At 51.7% G+C, this 15,405-nt stretch carries 17 protein-coding genes; 11 read left to right on the forward strand and 6 right to left on the reverse strand.

Annotated elements, in window-relative coordinates; genetic code table 11:
• Nucleotides 1-2: 2 nt before the first annotated feature.
• Together rimO and ACR9YC_RS09410 are read right to left on the reverse strand one after the other, a co-directional pair.
• Nucleotides 3-1,427, reverse strand: coding sequence for a 30S ribosomal protein S12 methylthiotransferase RimO (gene rimO / locus ACR9YC_RS09405; RefSeq protein WP_438726781.1), 1,425 nt, complete (start codon nt 1,425-1,427; stop codon nt 3-5).
• 57 nt (nt 1,428-1,484) lie between these two features.
• A complete protein-coding gene (locus tag ACR9YC_RS09410) occupies nt 1,485-1,859 on the reverse strand; it encodes a hypothetical protein (protein ID WP_438726784.1) in 375 nt (124 codons plus the stop codon).
• A gap of 174 nt (nt 1,860-2,033) precedes the next feature.
• Here ACR9YC_RS09410 and ACR9YC_RS09415 point away from each other — a divergent pair, with 174 nt between their 5' ends.
• The 5 genes from ACR9YC_RS09415 (at nt 2,034) to rlmN (ending at nt 5,289) form a co-directional block, all read left to right on the forward strand.
• Complete coding sequence (locus ACR9YC_RS09415) at nt 2,034-2,432, forward strand: glycine-rich domain-containing protein (RefSeq protein WP_438726787.1); 399 nt, start codon at nt 2,034-2,036, stop codon at nt 2,430-2,432.
• Between the two features lie 30 nt (nt 2,433-2,462).
• Entirely contained in the window at nt 2,463-2,777 is a 315-nt protein-coding gene (locus tag ACR9YC_RS09420; protein WP_438726790.1) for a hypothetical protein, read from the forward strand.
• 42 nt (nt 2,778-2,819) lie between these two features.
• Nucleotides 2,820-3,476: a histidine phosphatase family protein gene (locus ACR9YC_RS09425; RefSeq protein ID WP_438726793.1), complete on the forward strand. Its 657-nt coding sequence runs from the start codon at nt 2,820-2,822 to the stop codon at nt 3,474-3,476.
• Nucleotides 3,473-3,988, forward strand: a complete 516-nt coding sequence (locus ACR9YC_RS09430; RefSeq protein WP_438726796.1) for a hypothetical protein — start codon at nt 3,473-3,475, stop codon at nt 3,986-3,988. The genes ACR9YC_RS09425 and ACR9YC_RS09430 overlap by 4 nt, the downstream gene beginning before the upstream one ends.
• Before the next feature lie 62 nt (nt 3,989-4,050).
• The gene (gene rlmN, locus ACR9YC_RS09435; RefSeq protein ID WP_438726799.1) at nt 4,051-5,289 is read left to right on the forward strand and encodes a 23S rRNA (adenine(2503)-C(2))-methyltransferase RlmN; all 1,239 of its coding nucleotides are present in this window, start codon (nt 4,051-4,053) and stop codon (nt 5,287-5,289) included.
• Here rlmN and ACR9YC_RS09440 read toward each other — a convergent pair whose 3' ends face one another.
• A complete protein-coding gene (locus tag ACR9YC_RS09440) occupies nt 5,290-5,907 on the reverse strand; it encodes a flavin reductase family protein (protein WP_438726802.1) in 618 nt (205 codons plus the stop codon).
• Nucleotides 5,908-5,992: 85 nt separating this feature from the next.
• Here ACR9YC_RS09440 and ACR9YC_RS09445 point away from each other — a divergent pair, with 85 nt between their 5' ends.
• From ACR9YC_RS09445 to ACR9YC_RS09455, 3 genes are all read left to right on the forward strand, one after another.
• Complete coding sequence (locus ACR9YC_RS09445; protein WP_438726804.1) at nt 5,993-6,817, forward strand: cytochrome b/b6 domain-containing protein; 825 nt, start codon at nt 5,993-5,995, stop codon at nt 6,815-6,817.
• Complete coding sequence (locus ACR9YC_RS09450) at nt 6,814-7,590, forward strand: molybdopterin-dependent oxidoreductase (protein ID WP_438726807.1); 777 nt, start codon at nt 6,814-6,816, stop codon at nt 7,588-7,590. The genes ACR9YC_RS09445 and ACR9YC_RS09450 overlap by 4 nt, the downstream gene beginning before the upstream one ends.
• An 80-nt stretch (nt 7,591-7,670) precedes the next feature.
• Complete coding sequence (locus ACR9YC_RS09455) at nt 7,671-8,900, forward strand: class I SAM-dependent methyltransferase (RefSeq protein ID WP_438726810.1); 1,230 nt, start codon at nt 7,671-7,673, stop codon at nt 8,898-8,900.
• A gap of 26 nt (nt 8,901-8,926) precedes the next feature.
• Here the strand turns inward: ACR9YC_RS09455 and ACR9YC_RS09460 are convergent, their stop codons facing one another.
• Entirely contained in the window at nt 8,927-9,370 is a 444-nt protein-coding gene (locus tag ACR9YC_RS09460; protein WP_438726813.1) for a DUF1801 domain-containing protein, read from the reverse strand.
• Between the two features lie 104 nt (nt 9,371-9,474).
• On the opposite strand from ACR9YC_RS09460, the gene ACR9YC_RS09465 reads away from it, so the two are divergent.
• The 3 genes from ACR9YC_RS09465 (at nt 9,475) to ACR9YC_RS09475 (ending at nt 12,402) form a co-directional block, all read left to right on the forward strand.
• A complete protein-coding gene (locus ACR9YC_RS09465; protein WP_438726815.1) occupies nt 9,475-10,707 on the forward strand; it encodes an argininosuccinate synthase in 1,233 nt (410 codons plus the stop codon).
• Nucleotides 10,708-11,244: 537 nt separating this feature from the next.
• A complete protein-coding gene (locus tag ACR9YC_RS09470; protein WP_438726818.1) occupies nt 11,245-11,517 on the forward strand; it encodes a hypothetical protein in 273 nt (90 codons plus the stop codon).
• 279 nt (nt 11,518-11,796) lie between these two features.
• Nucleotides 11,797-12,402: a hypothetical protein gene (locus tag ACR9YC_RS09475; protein WP_438726821.1), complete on the forward strand. Its 606-nt coding sequence runs from the start codon at nt 11,797-11,799 to the stop codon at nt 12,400-12,402.
• Nucleotides 12,403-12,922: 520 nt separating this feature from the next.
• Here the strand turns inward: ACR9YC_RS09475 and ACR9YC_RS09480 are convergent.
• Together ACR9YC_RS09480 and ACR9YC_RS09485 are read right to left on the reverse strand one after the other, a co-directional pair.
• Nucleotides 12,923-13,987 carry a hypothetical protein gene (locus ACR9YC_RS09480; RefSeq protein WP_438726823.1) on the reverse strand — a complete coding sequence of 355 codons (1,065 nt, stop codon included), beginning with the start codon at nt 13,985-13,987 and terminating at the stop codon, nt 12,923-12,925.
• A 431-nt stretch (nt 13,988-14,418) separates the two neighbouring features.
• Nucleotides 14,419-15,405, reverse strand: coding sequence for a PmeII family type II restriction endonuclease (locus ACR9YC_RS09485; protein WP_438726825.1), 987 nt, complete (start codon nt 15,403-15,405; stop codon nt 14,419-14,421).

The following is a 15,405-nucleotide window of genomic DNA, read 5'->3' on the forward strand; positions in this document are numbered from 1 at the left end:
GTTTAAGCGCTAAGAGGCACACCGAACAGATCATGTGCGTCGGCGTCTTCTATTTCTACATCGATAATATCACCGACATTACATGCACCAGAAACATCGCGCAGGAAGACATTGCCATCGATTTCAGGGGCATCAGCTTGTGAACGACCAGTGGCGCCAATACTGCCGTCTTCGTCAGCCTCGCCAATGTCATCAATGATAACGGGCAAGGTTCGGCCTATTTTGGCCTGCAATTTGGCGCTGCTGATACGCGCAGTGGTTTCCATTAACCGTTGGAAACGTTCTTCTTTCACCGCTTCGGGCACATGGCCATCAAGATCATTGGCCGATGCGCCTTCTACTGGTTCAAAGCGAAAACCGCCGACACGATCCAGTTGTGCCTCTTCCAGCCATTCCAGCAGATATTCAAAATCCGCTTCGCTTTCACCTGGAAAGCCGACAACAAAGGTTGAGCGTATGGTCAGATCCGGGCAGATGGCACGCCATTCCTTGATCCGGTCCAGCACCTTCGCCTCATTGGCGGGGCGTTTCATGCGTTTCAAAACCGATGGCGCGGCATGTTGAAACGGAATATCAAGATAGGGCGTGACCAGTCCTTCGGCCATGAGCGGAATAAGCTGTGCAACATGCGGATAGGGATAAACATAATGCATGCGCACCCATGGGCGCTGTCCATCCGCCGATTGCAGCCCACCCAATTCACGCGCCAGATCGACCATATGACTGCGGGTTTCACGGCCTTTCCAATCATAGCTTTTATGCCGTGTATCGACACCATAGGCCGATGTATCCTGGCTGATGACCAGCAATTCGCGAGTCCCTGCCCCGACCAGCTTTTCCGCCTCGCGCAGCACTGCATCAACCCGCCGGCTGACCAGATCACCGCGCAATTGCGGGATAATACAAAAGGAGCAACGGTGATTGCAGCCTTCGCTAATTTTCAAATAGCTATAATGACGCGGCGTTAATTTCAGCCCGCCATTTTGCGTGGCGGCATCAGGGTCAGCCACTTTAACTTTTGGCTGCGGGACAAGATCAATATATTCACCGCGTGCCGGGGGCGCTGCTTCATGTACAGCGCCAACCACATCTTCATATTGTGCCGCCCCGGTTATGGCCAGCACATCAGGAAAGCGTGCGCGAATAACTTCGGCCTCTTTGCCCATACAGCCAGTGACGATAACCCGGCCATTTTCCGCCATCGCTTCGCCAATCGCTTCCAGACTTTCCTCTTTGGCGCTGTCCAGAAAGCCGCATGTATTGACCAGCACAACATCCGCGCCGGCATAGTCAGCGGACATATGATAACCATCAGCCCGCAAACGCGTCAAAATCCGTTCACTATCAACCAAGGCTTTGGGACAGCCAAGAGATACCATGCCCACTTTGGGCGGCGCGGGGATGGAAAGTGGTGGGTTTGTAGCCATGGGATGCGCCATTACCGGCGATTCTGCCTTATGTCACGCAAAAGGCGATGATTAGCCTTATGTGCCAAGATGGTTTTGGCTGTCAGTCCAAAAATCTTGATCGCCACCCGCAGATGATTGGTCTATGCTTGCCATAACTTCTTTGGTGACATTTTTACCGCCAGACAAATTATCAATAATCACGCCAACTGTATAAATCGGTCCCCAGGGAATGCCCCACCAACCCAATATGGCTGAAAGAATGGTCAGAGGGATTCCTTTGGCCACGCGTTTTCCGGACGTTGGAATAAAATGTATATTTGTCGATCGTCTAAATGTCATAATTATGATGGAAATTGTATATTGATAAATAACAAACCGACCACCATCGTCCACTGCTTGATGTAAGTCAGCGATGCTCATTCCATCGATACCAATAATTTTTTGTGCCATAATGCCCTCCCCCTATAATTCTGAGAATATAATCTCACATTTCCATTATGAATACATATTCGCATTTTGGCTTCAAGGTTAAAGCCTATTTATGCTTCGGGACGGTTGATAATAGATGTCATTAAATGGTCATTCAGCCTATATTGGCACCATAGAATAGGGAGGTTTGTTCCAATGTACAAAAAGGACCAGCTATGGTTAGCGCTTGAGGCGATGAATATTTCGCCACTTAGTGCGGCCCTCACTTTTGAACAAAGGCTAGCGCGAGAAAATGGCTGGTCGGCACAATTCACGCAGCAAGTTATGCAGGAATATCGGCGTTTCCTGTACCTCGCTGCCACTGGTTCAGTTCCAGTTACTCCATCTGTAGCTGTGGATGAGGCATGGCATCTTCATCTAAGTTATAGCCGTCATTACTGGGATATATTGTGTAAAGACATCATAATGAAGCCCCTGCACCATGGCCCGACCATTGGCGGTGAAACTGAAGATGTGCGCTATCGCGAACAATATGAGCATAGTTTGGAAATGTATCAGCAGGTTTTTGGGCAGCCTGCGCCAAACATTATCTAGCCAGATAGTGACACCAGATTTTCCACGAATTTGCGCCGTGTTGATACGGCTAAAAACTGGGTCATCCCCAAATGGCCATCACGCATCGCCGCTATTGCTGGTTCTGCAGCGATATTGTCTGCATGTGTAATGCTGAGCGGCGCAATTGCCAAAAGCGAACCAAAAAGTAGCGAAGATCCTACCATGGCCATTGTTGTTGGCATCGCGATTATTTTAGGGGTTTTCATGTTACTGGGAGGCTCAGGGCGCGGCGGCGGTGGTCGAGGTGGAGGTGATGGCGGTTCTGGTGTTGGCGGTAGTGGATGCGGCGGATGCAGTGGATGCGGTGGATGCGGCGGCGATTAAATTCGCATTGCTCATAAACACAATCTGACGCACACTATACATATGACCATTATTCCATCTGTTAAAGGCCGCCTTTTCATCGCGCGGCATGGCGAAACTGTTTATAATGCCGCCAAACGCTTACAGGGTGAACATACCCATACCCCGCTTACCCGTCGCGGCTTCGCGCAGGCCGATACCATGGGCGCTGCGCTGCGCAATCTATTGGGCGTGAAGCCGGCCTTGACACTCTGGGCGTCCGAAACGGGCCGGGCTTTGCAGACTTTGGCGGTTATCGCCGAACATCTGGAGCTGGATTGGCATCAAGCAGAGCGTGACACGCGATTGATGGAAATCGGCATGGGCAGTTGGGGCGGGCAATATTATGCTGATGTCATTGCGGCACAAGGCGGTGATATGGCCAATGTTATTGATCCAGATAGCGGCGCGCTTATGCCTGCTCCAGATGGTGAAAACTATCCCTCCATCCGCGAACGCGTGCTCGCTTGGACAGCCGATCATGCACAAGATGACGGCGACAAGCTGGTTATCATGCACGGCATTTCCAGCCGCGTGCTGCGCGGTGCTTTGTTGGGCTTGCCGGATACGCCGCGCCTGAACGCGCCAATAGCGCCGGGTTTGCCGCAAGGCTCTGTTACTTGCTTTGAAAATGGTGCAGAAACATTGGTTGTCGAAGGTATTGGCGGCCAAGTGGCATGACGAAACACATCTTCTCCACCTCCGGGCTGCGCTTGGCGCTGGTAATAGCGATATTCACTTTGGCCGTGCCAGCTGCAATGGCAAAGGACAGTCTGGGCCTGTTTGAGAGTTGGGCCGCTTTTCGTGATCCCGATGTGCCGCGCTGCTATGCGATTGCCAAGCCGGAAGAGATTAGCGGACCAGACCGCAACCGTGCCTATGCCAGTATCGGATATTGGCCCAAAAAGCAGCTTTATGGGCAATTTCATATCCATCTCAGCCGCGACATGATCAAAAACGCTGACATCACTTTGCGGGTTGGCCGCCGCCGCTTCACATTAACCGGTAAGGGTGAAGATGCGTGGAGCCAAAACCGGAAAATGGATGCAGCCATTGTCGCCGCACTGCGCCAATCGCGAACTATGACTGTTACCGCACGGTCTGCTGGTGGCGGGCGCATCATTGACAAATATACTCTGCCCGGCGTGGCCACCGCAATGGATGCTGCGGCTCTGGCCTGTGCCAGACTGTAAACCTTTAAGATTGTTTGATCGCTTCACGCCAACGTCTTCCCTTTCTCTATCCCCTCCCCTATATGCGCCAAATGCAAATTCCCGGCCATATTGACCCCGTCCCCGTTCCACGTCCGGACAATGTTACACCGCGCGCTGATGGGCGGGTTGAGCTTATGGGCTTGAAGCGCGAGGATATTCGCGATTTATTTGCTGAAGCAGGCTTGGACCCTAAACAGGCTAAGCTGCGTTCCAAACAGGTATTCCATTGGATATATCATCGCGGTGTTGGTGATTTTGCCGATATGACCGACATTTCAAAGACCATGCGCCCTTGGCTTGCGCAAAGGTTTATCGTCGGACGGCCAGAGATTGTTGAAGCGCAAATATCGGAAGATGGCACGCGCAAATGGCTGTTGCAAACCGCAGATGGCCATGATTATGAAATGGTGTTCATTCCCGATGCTGATCGCGGCACCTTGTGCATTTCCAGTCAGGTTGGGTGCACGCTCAATTGTACTTTCTGCCATACTGGCACTATGCGTTTGGTGCGCAACCTGACCCCTGGTGAAATTGTGGGCCAAGTCATGCTTGCCCGTGACGCGCTGGGCGAATGGCCCAAAGGTGCCATGGACGGCCTGGATGATGCGGAGGATAGCGGCGATTATCGCGCTGATGGGCGCCTTCTCACCAATATCGTGCTGATGGGCATGGGTGAGCCGCTGTATAATTTTGACAATGTGCGCGACGCGATGAAGATTGTCATGCACCCGGAAGGACTCTCCCTCTCTCGTCGGCGGATTACCTTATCGACCAGCGGCGTTGTCCCCTTAATGGAACGCGCAGGCGAAGAGATAGGCGTAAATCTGGCGGTATCCCTGCATGCCACCAACAAAGCTGTGCGCGATGAGATTGTTCCGATCAATAAGAAATACGGGCTTGAAGAGCTGCTCGCAGCCTGTGCCGCCTATCCTGGGGCCAGCAATGCACGGCGCATCACCTTTGAATATGTGATGCTAAAAGATAAGAATGACAGTGATGAGGATGCGCATGAACTGGTGCGTCTTATCAAGCGCTATGATCTTCCAGCCAAGGTTAATTTGATCCCGTTCAACCCTTGGCAGGGCGCTATATATGAATGCTCGACACCGGAACGTATTAAGCGCTTTTCGAACATCATTTTTGAAGCTGGTATCAGTGCGCCAGTGCGCACACCGCGTGGTCGGGATATTGATGCAGCATGCGGCCAGTTAAAAACCGCTGCGGAAAAGAAAAGCCGTGCTCAACTTGATCGAGAAGCCGCAGCCTTGGCCGAGCAATAATTATTCAGGCCGATCCATCGCAAATTTGCTGGCCTCTTCAACGACGAAATAGTCCGCTGGACCGCCGCCTCGCATAATCGGCTTGGCGCGAGCCGTCTGGTAAACACCGTTTTCCAGCATTGCTTTGTCAATATGTACGCCGACGACTTCCCCCATGACCAACCAACTGTCCACCTCATCACCATCAGCATTTTGCAACTGGACAATCTGGCTGGTCTTGCACTCAAAACTAACTGGCGACGCGGCAACACGCGGCGGGGTTACGCACCGTGATGCTGTTTTGGCCAGTTCAGCACGCGCAAATTCGTCAATTTCAGCATCAACCGGCGCAGCGCTCTCATTCATGGGTGACCGCAAATCATAGCTGGCAAGGTTCCAGACAAACTCCCCCATTTCACGCGCATTGCGCAAGCTGTCCTTCGCGCCAATGCTAGCAAAACCAATGATTGGCGGAACATAATTAAATGCATTGAAAAAACTGTAAGGCGCCAGATTTGCCACGCCATCCCGATCAACTGTGCTGATCCACCCAATAGGGCGCGGAGCAATAATTGCATTAAACGGATTATGCGCAAGACCATGGCCATCAATGGGGCGATAAAAATGATAATTGGTCATATGGTCACTCGCTCGCTGGATTTACGTTGCTATTCTTCGTAACTATCTGGATATGGACAGCGAAAAGACAAGTATTGGTCCAAACATGTCAGATACAGATACCCCCACAGGAAATTCATCAGCCCGCCATAATTGGCTGACCCGTATCTGGCATTGGCTAAACTTGCTGTGTCTTGTCACCTTGCTGATGAGCGGTCTCACCATATTTAATGCGCATCCCAGATTATATTGGGGTGATAGCGGCAATGTGCATGATCACGCATGGGCTGCGGTCGCCAGTGGACCGGATGATGCCTATATCCGCATTGGAGAGACGATTATCCCCTCCACCGGTTTTATGGGTCATTGGCGCGATGATCAGGGCTGTATCCAAAATTGGGCCTTTCCGTCATGGGCAACTATTCCCGGCTATTATGATCTGGCCGCAGGGCGCCGCTGGCATCTCTTTTTCGCATGGATTTTCAGTATCGGGCTGGCATGTTTCATGCTGGCAAGCCTTATCAATCGCCATGTTCAGCGCGATTTACATATGCAGCGGGACAATTGGCGACCTGCTATATTGTGGCGCAGTGTCAAAACCCATGCCAAGGGGCAATTTCTGCACAGCGAGGGCAGCGCAATTTATAACCCATTGCAGAAGCTCAGCTATATTCTGATTATCTTTGTCGCATTGCCACTGATGATCGCCACAGGGCTGGCCATGTCCCCACAGATGAACGCCGCTTGGCCATGGCTGCCAGAGATATTTGGCGGGCGTCAGTCTGCGCGCTCAGTGCATTTTATCATTGCAGCGGCATTGGTGGCCTTCACTGTGCTGCATATCGTGCTGGTTCTGGTCAGTCGCCCAATATGGTTGGTAAAGGCCATGACGATCGGACAGAAAAGACTATCTGCAGAGGGTAAATCATGAACCGCCGCAGAGAGATATCACGCATCTCCCGCCGTAAATTGCTGGGCGGCGCTGCCATAGGTGCCGGTGCATTATTATCAGGATGCGATCAGCTATCTAGCAATGCCAGTTTTCGCGGCCTTTTGAGCAAAGGCGAGGATGCTAACTTCACTGTGCAGCGATCGCTTGCCAGTCGCAATGCTTTGGCCGCAGAATTTGGCGAGGATAAAATCTCTGATATCTTCCCAGCCAATGGCACACGCTACCCCAGCCTGCCAGCCTATGCCAAAATTGCCGAGCGGGGCTTTGCCGGCTGGCCATTATTTATAGACGGTCTGGTCGACAATCCTCAGAACCTTACACTGGAACAGGTTCGCGCAATGCCAGCACAAACGCAAATTACGCGCCATGATTGCGTCGAAGGTTGGAGCGCGATCGGCAAATGGACAGGTGTTCGTCTGTCGCACCTATTAAATATTGCAAAGCTCCAAAAGTCGGCGCGATATCTGGTCTTCCATTGTGCGGATACTCTTGGCGGTATTCCCTATTATGAGAGCATTGATCTTATCGACGCATTTCATCCACAGACTATTATTGCGTGGAATTTAAATGATGAGCCACTGCCAATTGGCAATGGTGCCCCCCTGCGCCTGAGAGTAGAACGGCAATTGGGCTATAAACATGCCAAATATCTGGTGCGGATAGAGGCTGTTGACAGCCTGACAGGCATTTATGGCGGCAAAGGGGGTTATTGGGAGGATGTGGCGGATTATGAATGGTATGGCGGCATTTAGGCTTGCGCACATATCTTAGTTGACTAGCATGCATGAAATGGGGATTGGGTGAGACTGATCTTTTAGGGACGCAAAAGACAATGTGGTTATTAGATAATTTCTTGAGCAAGATTATTACTCAAGGGCAGCTCAACGTGACAGCGCCAAATGGCAATGTTACCAGCTATGGTTCTGCGCATGAGAGATATGGCCCAGTCAATATTGCCATCAAAGACAAGGCAACCGCCAACAGGATAAGCCGTAACCCTGCACTTGGCGCTGGTGAGGCTTTTATGGATGGCGGCCTGACCATAGAAGATGATAATATCATGGCTCTGTTAGAGCTGATAGCGTTCAACATGCGGTGGGATTATGACAACACCACACGTGTTGGCCTGTGGAAGTCTCAGCGCATATTATCAAAGATTCAACAGGTGAATGATGCGGTACGCAGCCGCAAAAATGTTGCGCATCATTATGATCTTAATGACCGGCTTTATGACCTGTTTCTGGATGCAGACCGGCAATATAGCTGCGCCTATTTCACTGATGAAGCCAATTCTTTGTCACAAGCGCAGACAGACAAAATGGCGCATATTGCTGCTAAACTCGACCTTAAACCCGGCCACAAGGTGCTGGATATCGGTTGCGGCTGGGGCGGCATGGCGATGTTCATTCACAAAGTGTCTGGCGCGGATGTTACTGGCGTTACTTTATCCGAAGAACAGTTGAAAGTAGCGCGGCAAAGAGCCGCGGATGCCGGAGTAAGCGATCATGTCCGCTTTGAGCTGATTGATTACCGTCATGTTCAAGAGACATTTGACCGGATCGTGTCTGTGGGCATGTTTGAGCATGTCGGGCGGCCCAATTTTCAAGCATATTTTGATACTGTGCGCGATCGTCTAAAACCCGATGGTGTCGCGCTTGTGCACACCATTGCCCGTGCTGATGGGCCCGGTGTAACCGACCCATGGACGCAGAAATATATCTTCCCTGGTGGCTATGCTCCTGCGCTTTCTGAGATTCTGCCGCATGTTGAGAAGTCTTGGCTTTGGGCGACTGATATTGAGATTTTGCGCGTTCATTACGGCCATACTTTGGTGCACTGGTATAATAGCTGCCGTGAAAAGCGCATCGAGATTGAAGCCATTTATGATGCGCGCTTCTATCGCATGTGGATGTTCTATCTGGCCGCCGCGGCCAATGCGTTCTTCCATGATGGCCATATGAATGCGCAGATACAGCTGACCCGCCGGCGTGACGCTCTGCCGATCACACGCGATTACATCGCCGCGACAGAGAAGAAATATCGCAAAAAAGCCGCCAGCTGAAAGAGCCGCTCCACCGCACCATCCGCCTATTGTGGGTAAGCGCGGTTCATATAGTCCCAATTGTCCTGAATAAGCTGTTCTAAAACATCCATATCCACGTTTTTCAATCGGGTAATGTACAGACACGCTTTCGCCATTTTGTGCTTGCCCAATTGGGCAAGCAGCGCATCGCGGCGCGCACGTGTTTCATCATCACCATAGGGCCCCATAATATAGATGCTTAAATTGGCCTTGCGCGGGCTGAAGCCTGTGCGGCACATATCGCCTTCACGGCCGCTATCATATTTATAATGATAGCGCCCAAAGCCGATAATAGAATCGCCCCACATTTTGGGTTTTGTGTTTGTGATCTTTTCAAATAGCTCTAACAATATAACCGCATCTTCGCGCCGCCCCTGATGCTCAACCGACGCAATGAATGCAGCAACATCGCCATCATTTTCCTGTGTTTTGTTTCGTGCCTGCGCCATAATCCCTCTCTTTCGGTTCGCGCATTTTACCATATTGCGCATAACATTACACCCTGTTAGGCGCACTATGAAACACCATATATTTGATGCATCAGGAACCTGTCATGACCGAACCTTCTAAGCCCAGCAAAGTTGTCCTTGCCTATTCTGGCGGGCTGGACACCAGTGTGATCCTGAAATGGCTGCAACAGGAATATGGGTGCGAAGTCATAACCTTTACGGCCGATCTGGGTCAGGGTGAGGAGCTGGAGCCTGCACGCCGCAAGGCACAGGCGATGGGCATTCCCGACAAGCATATCTTTATCGAAGATCTGCGTGAGGAGTTTGTCGGCGATTATGTCTTCCCCATGATGCGGGCCAATGCTCTGTATGAAGGGCATTATCTGCTCGGCACCTCCATTGCACGGCCTCTCATATCCAAGCGGCAAATAGAGATAGCACGCGAGCTTGGCGCCGATGCCGTTTCGCACGGCGCAACGGGCAAGGGCAATGATCAGGTGCGTTTCGAACTCGGCTATTATGCCCTCAACCCTGATGTGAAGGTCATCGCCCCATGGCGCGAATGGGATCTGACGAGCCGTACCAGACTTATTGAATTTGCCGAGGCACACCAGATCAGCGTGCCCAAGGACAAGCGCGGCGAAGCGCCCTTCTCCACCGATGCCAACATCCTGCACACATCGTCTGAGGGCAAGGTGCTGGAAGACCCGTGGGAAGAGACGCCCGATTATGTCTATTCGCGCACCAACAACCCGGAAGATGCGCCCGATACGCCCGAATATATCACCGTGGATTTCGAACGCGGTGATGCGGTCGCCATCAATGGTGAAGCCATGTCGCCGGCCACCCTGCTGGCCAAGCTGAACGATTATGGCCGTGAACATGGCATTGGCCGCCTTGACCTGGTTGAAAACCGCTTTGTCGGCATTAAATCGCGCGGCATGTATGAGACACCGGGCGGCACCATCTATTATATCGCCCATCGCGGCATTGAACAGATCACTCTTGATCGCGGCGCAGCGCATTTGAAGGACGAGCTGGCCCCGCGCTATGCAGAGATCATCTATAACGGCTTCTGGTTCTCGCCAGAGCGTGAGATGCTGCAAGCCGCGATTGACCACAGCCAACGCCATGTCACTGGCACCGTGCGGATCAAGCTGTACAAAGGCAGCGCCACTTTGGTCGGTCGTAAGGCCGATGTCCGGTACAACCTCTATAGCCAGGACGTAGTGACCTTTGAAGATGATGCCGGCGCCTATGACCAGCAGGACGCAGCCGGTTTCATCAAGCTCAACGCCCTGCGGCTCAAGCTGTTGAAGAACAGACGCAACCAATAGCACTGACTATCTGCAATAGCGCATTGCCTTTTGACAGTGCCGTGGCTATTTGGTGCGTCTTACAGTGACTCGGCCTGCTGTAGAGGGCTGTAGCGAGTCGTTTTGATGCTGTTTCTTATCAAAGCATAGTTCTTTCCTTGAAAGATCATTTCGTGTTCAACCTTGCTTGGATTAGCGCGGCTTTGCACATGTTACTATCCACAGTCTTGTCCACTATTAACAGCTAGGCCATGTGGATAAGTCACGCGAATTTGATTGCCGAACCCCGCCCATCGTGACAGCTTTGAATGGTCAGAAGGCAACAGCAACTGGCAGCAACAACAAGAGAAAGCATGTAATTGCCGTCTTTTGAAGGAGCAGCGAAGAGTGATCGGGGCAACCTGATTGCGCTTTAAGAAAGAGCGGTACAGAAACGCAAATTGGGAATGGCTACATTCACGATGGAAACACAAAGACTGGTCTGGAACAGATGCTGAGCTGATGATGATAGGCAGGATGAAAGCCCTTGGTTTCGACCGAAGACGAGTAAACCGGCTTATGGATAGAGCGAAGATTGCCGTTTCAACCGTGGAACCGATGAACGAGAGATCGAACAAAGGGAAAGCCGAAACATCAATATCCGCACTATCAGATGCATCCGAGCGGCGGGAATATAGCAATATTGAACCGCCGTTACGGGTCATCGGACGCCGAACGAGCGACATAGCTGTCAGAGCAACCGAGCCGCAAAGCTTTGGAGTGATGACAGCACAGGCGGGACAGTTTCGCAGCAGCATGACCGGGCAACCGGACAAGCAGCCGGGAAAATGAACCGACAGGATGACCAAGGGAAGCCATGCTTTCCAAAGCATCATGAAGCGATATTGGCGCAGTGGGAGCCGGTCTTTCGGGATCGGCTCCCGTTTGCGTGCCCTTTGCCCAAATTTGCGCGCCCTTTGCCCAATCCGGCTCTCTCACCTCTCCTTTCTGCGCCGCTGCTGCCCATGCTTACCCGTCATCATCTATCCCCGCCATCTATCATCACACTTGACGTGCACGCACTTCATGGCTAGTGTATTGCATAAGTAAAACAGCAAAGGCACAGTGATAATGACCTCTTTCTCCGCAAAAACCCTCGCAATTGGTGCATTGTCCCTCACCCTGGCCTTGGGTGCCTGCAAAAAGGTGGAGACTGAGGACGATAACGAGATTGTCCTGACGACCAACGATACACAGGACGGCGAAACCCGCAAAACCGTCGTCATCACCAAGTCGAAAGATGGCAACTCCTCCTCGTCTTCATCTTCATCCTCGACCAGCTCCTCCAATGGTGATGAAAGCGTCTCCATGTCGTTTAATTCGGACGGCTTTAACCTCGATATTGATGTCCCCATCAATGAATGGACGACCGACGCCAAAGCCGATGGCAGCAGTGACGGCCTCTACCCCGGCTCTCAAGTCACCAATGTCTCGGTCAACACCAATACGGTTGATGGAGAGACCATCGGCAATGTGCGCATAGATTATAGCGCCCCGGCAGACCCGGACACAGTGGCCAAATGGACCATGAACCATATCACCAAAAAGGGCGGCACGGCGAAGCGCAAAGGCAATGTCATCACCGCAACGGATAAAGATGGCGATAACTTCACCATCACTCTGAAGCCCGACGGCAAAGGCACCAAAGGCCGGATGGTGATGAACAATAACGGCTAAAGCCGCCGCCTTATAACGTTATCATTATCGGCACGATGTAAGAAACCGCATCAATGCTCAAGATCAATCGCCCTCGCTTGGTATTTTGAGCTCCGTAAGCTCTTCATATGGCTTCTTCACCCCCTCCATCCTATGCTGAAGTATAACATCACAATTCGGGTTCGGGCAATCATATGCCCTACCCGACACATAACGACCCATATCGATAGAAATATTAGTACTGCAAGCTGGGCACATAATTTTGGTCATATCTATGATACTCTCTATTTGTTTCAGCATATCAACCTGGCAACCAAAGACGATATGTCGAGAGAACTCTCATTTCTGAGATGAGTATATAAGCATTTTAATTGGCCACACGCCGTGAACAGGTAATAATATCGATGGGAAATTATATCCCTCAACCGTATCTTTGGCGCGCCATGATATGCGATAAAGTTGACACTGTTGACACTGTCTAAAAGCAAAAAGCTGCATTGCGGATAGAGGCCCGCCCAGCCCTATCTGCCCCAAACCGCCCCTAACCACCCTCTTGCTGCGCCGCCAGCCAATCCGCCAGCGCCGGATCAGCCACGCCCACTGCGCCTGCTGCTCCGCCCTCGCCATAGCGCCATGGCTCCTCCGCCGGGGTTGGTGTGGCGATCAGGTCATCGGCATCTTGACCAGCGCCAATCCGCTCCAGCAAGGCATCAAAACGCGCCGCGCCGCGCATCGCCGCCGGATTGTCCGCCGCATGTTTGTCCAGCCGCGCCAACAGCGCCAGCAACAGCCGCCCATCAAAGCGCGTGCGGCTGGCGGTTACCTCACCATGATAGACAATATCCTCGGTAATGCCGTTCATCGCTTTATCGGCCAGCTCATCCTGCGCCATATCGCGCGCTATGACCAGCGCCCCATCCCAAGCACAGGCAAAGGCCGCATCGCGCCGCCGCGCCTGATAGGCCGCTTCATGGCTGATCTGCGCATAATAGGCAGAGCCACGCACATTGCCGGTACGCGATAAAGCCTGCAAAAAGGTGCGCTTCGTCGCGGGTGACATGCTGCCACGCGGCCGTTTTTGGGGGAGTGTCTTTTCTCTCATGGGGTCTTCTTCTCTCACGGCGTGTTCGCTGCGCGAACGCCTCCGAGAGGGCGGCCTTTCGGCCGGCGGCTGGTCAGCCTTGCGGACCTGATGGTCCGATTCCGGGCTTTCCTTGATGGTTGCGCTAGCCCCCTTGTCTTCAGAGGGGCGCGGGGTGAAGCATTCCCCGGATGCTTCAGGAATTGCCGGGGGCAATTGCGACCCCAAGCCGGTTGAGGGCGGTGGTGATGTTAGCGGTGCTTTTGGCGCTGGGGGCAGTGCGCTATTCCCGCTCGCGCTCGCTTCACTGGCAGGCACTGCCAAAGCCGCACTTTCATCACTCCCCAAGGGCGGCACACCATCCAGCAAGATGGGCGCAGAGGCAGCGCGCACATCCGCATCCACCACAGCCCGCACCGCCCCCAATATCTCCAGCAAGTCCATAGACTGAGAAAAACCAGACCGCCCCGCCCCATCAGACGATGATGCAGCAGGATCAGACAGATGGGGCTTTGAACGGGGCATAAACAGTCTCACTTGGCGATTGGACAAGCAAACAGTTTACCGGATTATGGGGTGTGTAGGACAGGGGGTAGTGAGAACCGGGAAGCCGGAGGAAAAGGGACGGCGTTATTAGGCCTAAAAGGGTGATATCGTAACGACTTGCTATTGATGATGCATAGCTACACTAAGACTATCTAACATCGCTATCACACCTGAAAACAATGGGTAAGCACAACACCGCGTGTTGAGAGCGCAGGGTAATAGTTTTGACCCCAAAAACAGAAAATCGTAGCACCGGATCAACAGTATGAAAGAGCTGGGGTTAGAATATAGGGGGTTGGGGATGTAAGATATGCATAAGCAACTCAGACTATGGTACAATTCGTATCCGTACAAACAAAAAATTACTCAAATTACTTAGTTATTTCTTATGGTTCTTATTGTCGAAAACATCAGGCTATCTTGCCGAAGTCATCACAAAAATGACGAGCTAAAAACAGCAACCACTCAAATTGACTTCTCTGCAAAATTCCTACGTTGTAGTTCTTGTCCAGAAATGAATGGTCAACGATGTCAGCCATGTCGGAAATAACGAACCTACGGTCAGGGTGAGGGGATTCTCGTACAACCACACAAGCTCTGATTAAGGCAATACAAACTTCAATCCATGTATTTCTGTTTCCAAGATACTCCCACCAATCGAGACCTATGCGTACCGTTGCTTCGACTTCTATTCCATCTTTGACATAGCGGAGGCTCCAGTTATCCTTGTGTGGAACCAAGATATGTCCATCAGCATCTACTGCCTCCGCAGCATTTCGAAGAACGTGCCAGTCTTTCTTGTTTGATAGCTTTTTGGTTCCATAAAGCACACCATAGGTAAACTCTACGCTATTAGTACCATGAGCATCTGCCCAAGCCTTCGCATTTTTAACAATGTCTTGGCCTATGTTTTGAGCCATTTCGTCATTAAGACATCGCGGCCCGCTCTTAAGGGTAACGGCGTAATACTCGTCTGGATCACATTTCTTTCCGTCAAGCAAAGACTCTGCCGAGTGCATCACAGATGGTACAATTTCCCAGCCATAAACTGGAAGAACTACTTCTTCGACCATTCGCCCCGCAGAAGTTTCCATAGATGAGAAAACTTTCGCAGGGACGATATCTTTCTCAATTTGTTCAATACCTGCATAGCCATTCTGGCGAGAATAAAACATCAATACAAACGGGCTGGTATTGAACTTTGAAAAAGCAGCGTCCTTTGTCGGAAGAGCATCGAGATGGTTATCAATTTTGTTGCGGAAACTATTTTCCATTTCAAGCACGCGGGTTCTGGCTTCCCCATCTCTATCTATTTCAGCAAGTTGCTGAAATATCGTAGCCTTGTCCAAAAGCGTTGCCGAAACCCGCTTTGGAAGATCAGGATGTCTTTGCGCCAT

This window comes from Parasphingorhabdus sp. DH2-15 (genome assembly GCF_051668705.1).
In the GTDB taxonomy this organism is placed as follows: domain Bacteria; phylum Pseudomonadota; class Alphaproteobacteria; order Sphingomonadales; family Sphingomonadaceae; genus Alterisphingorhabdus.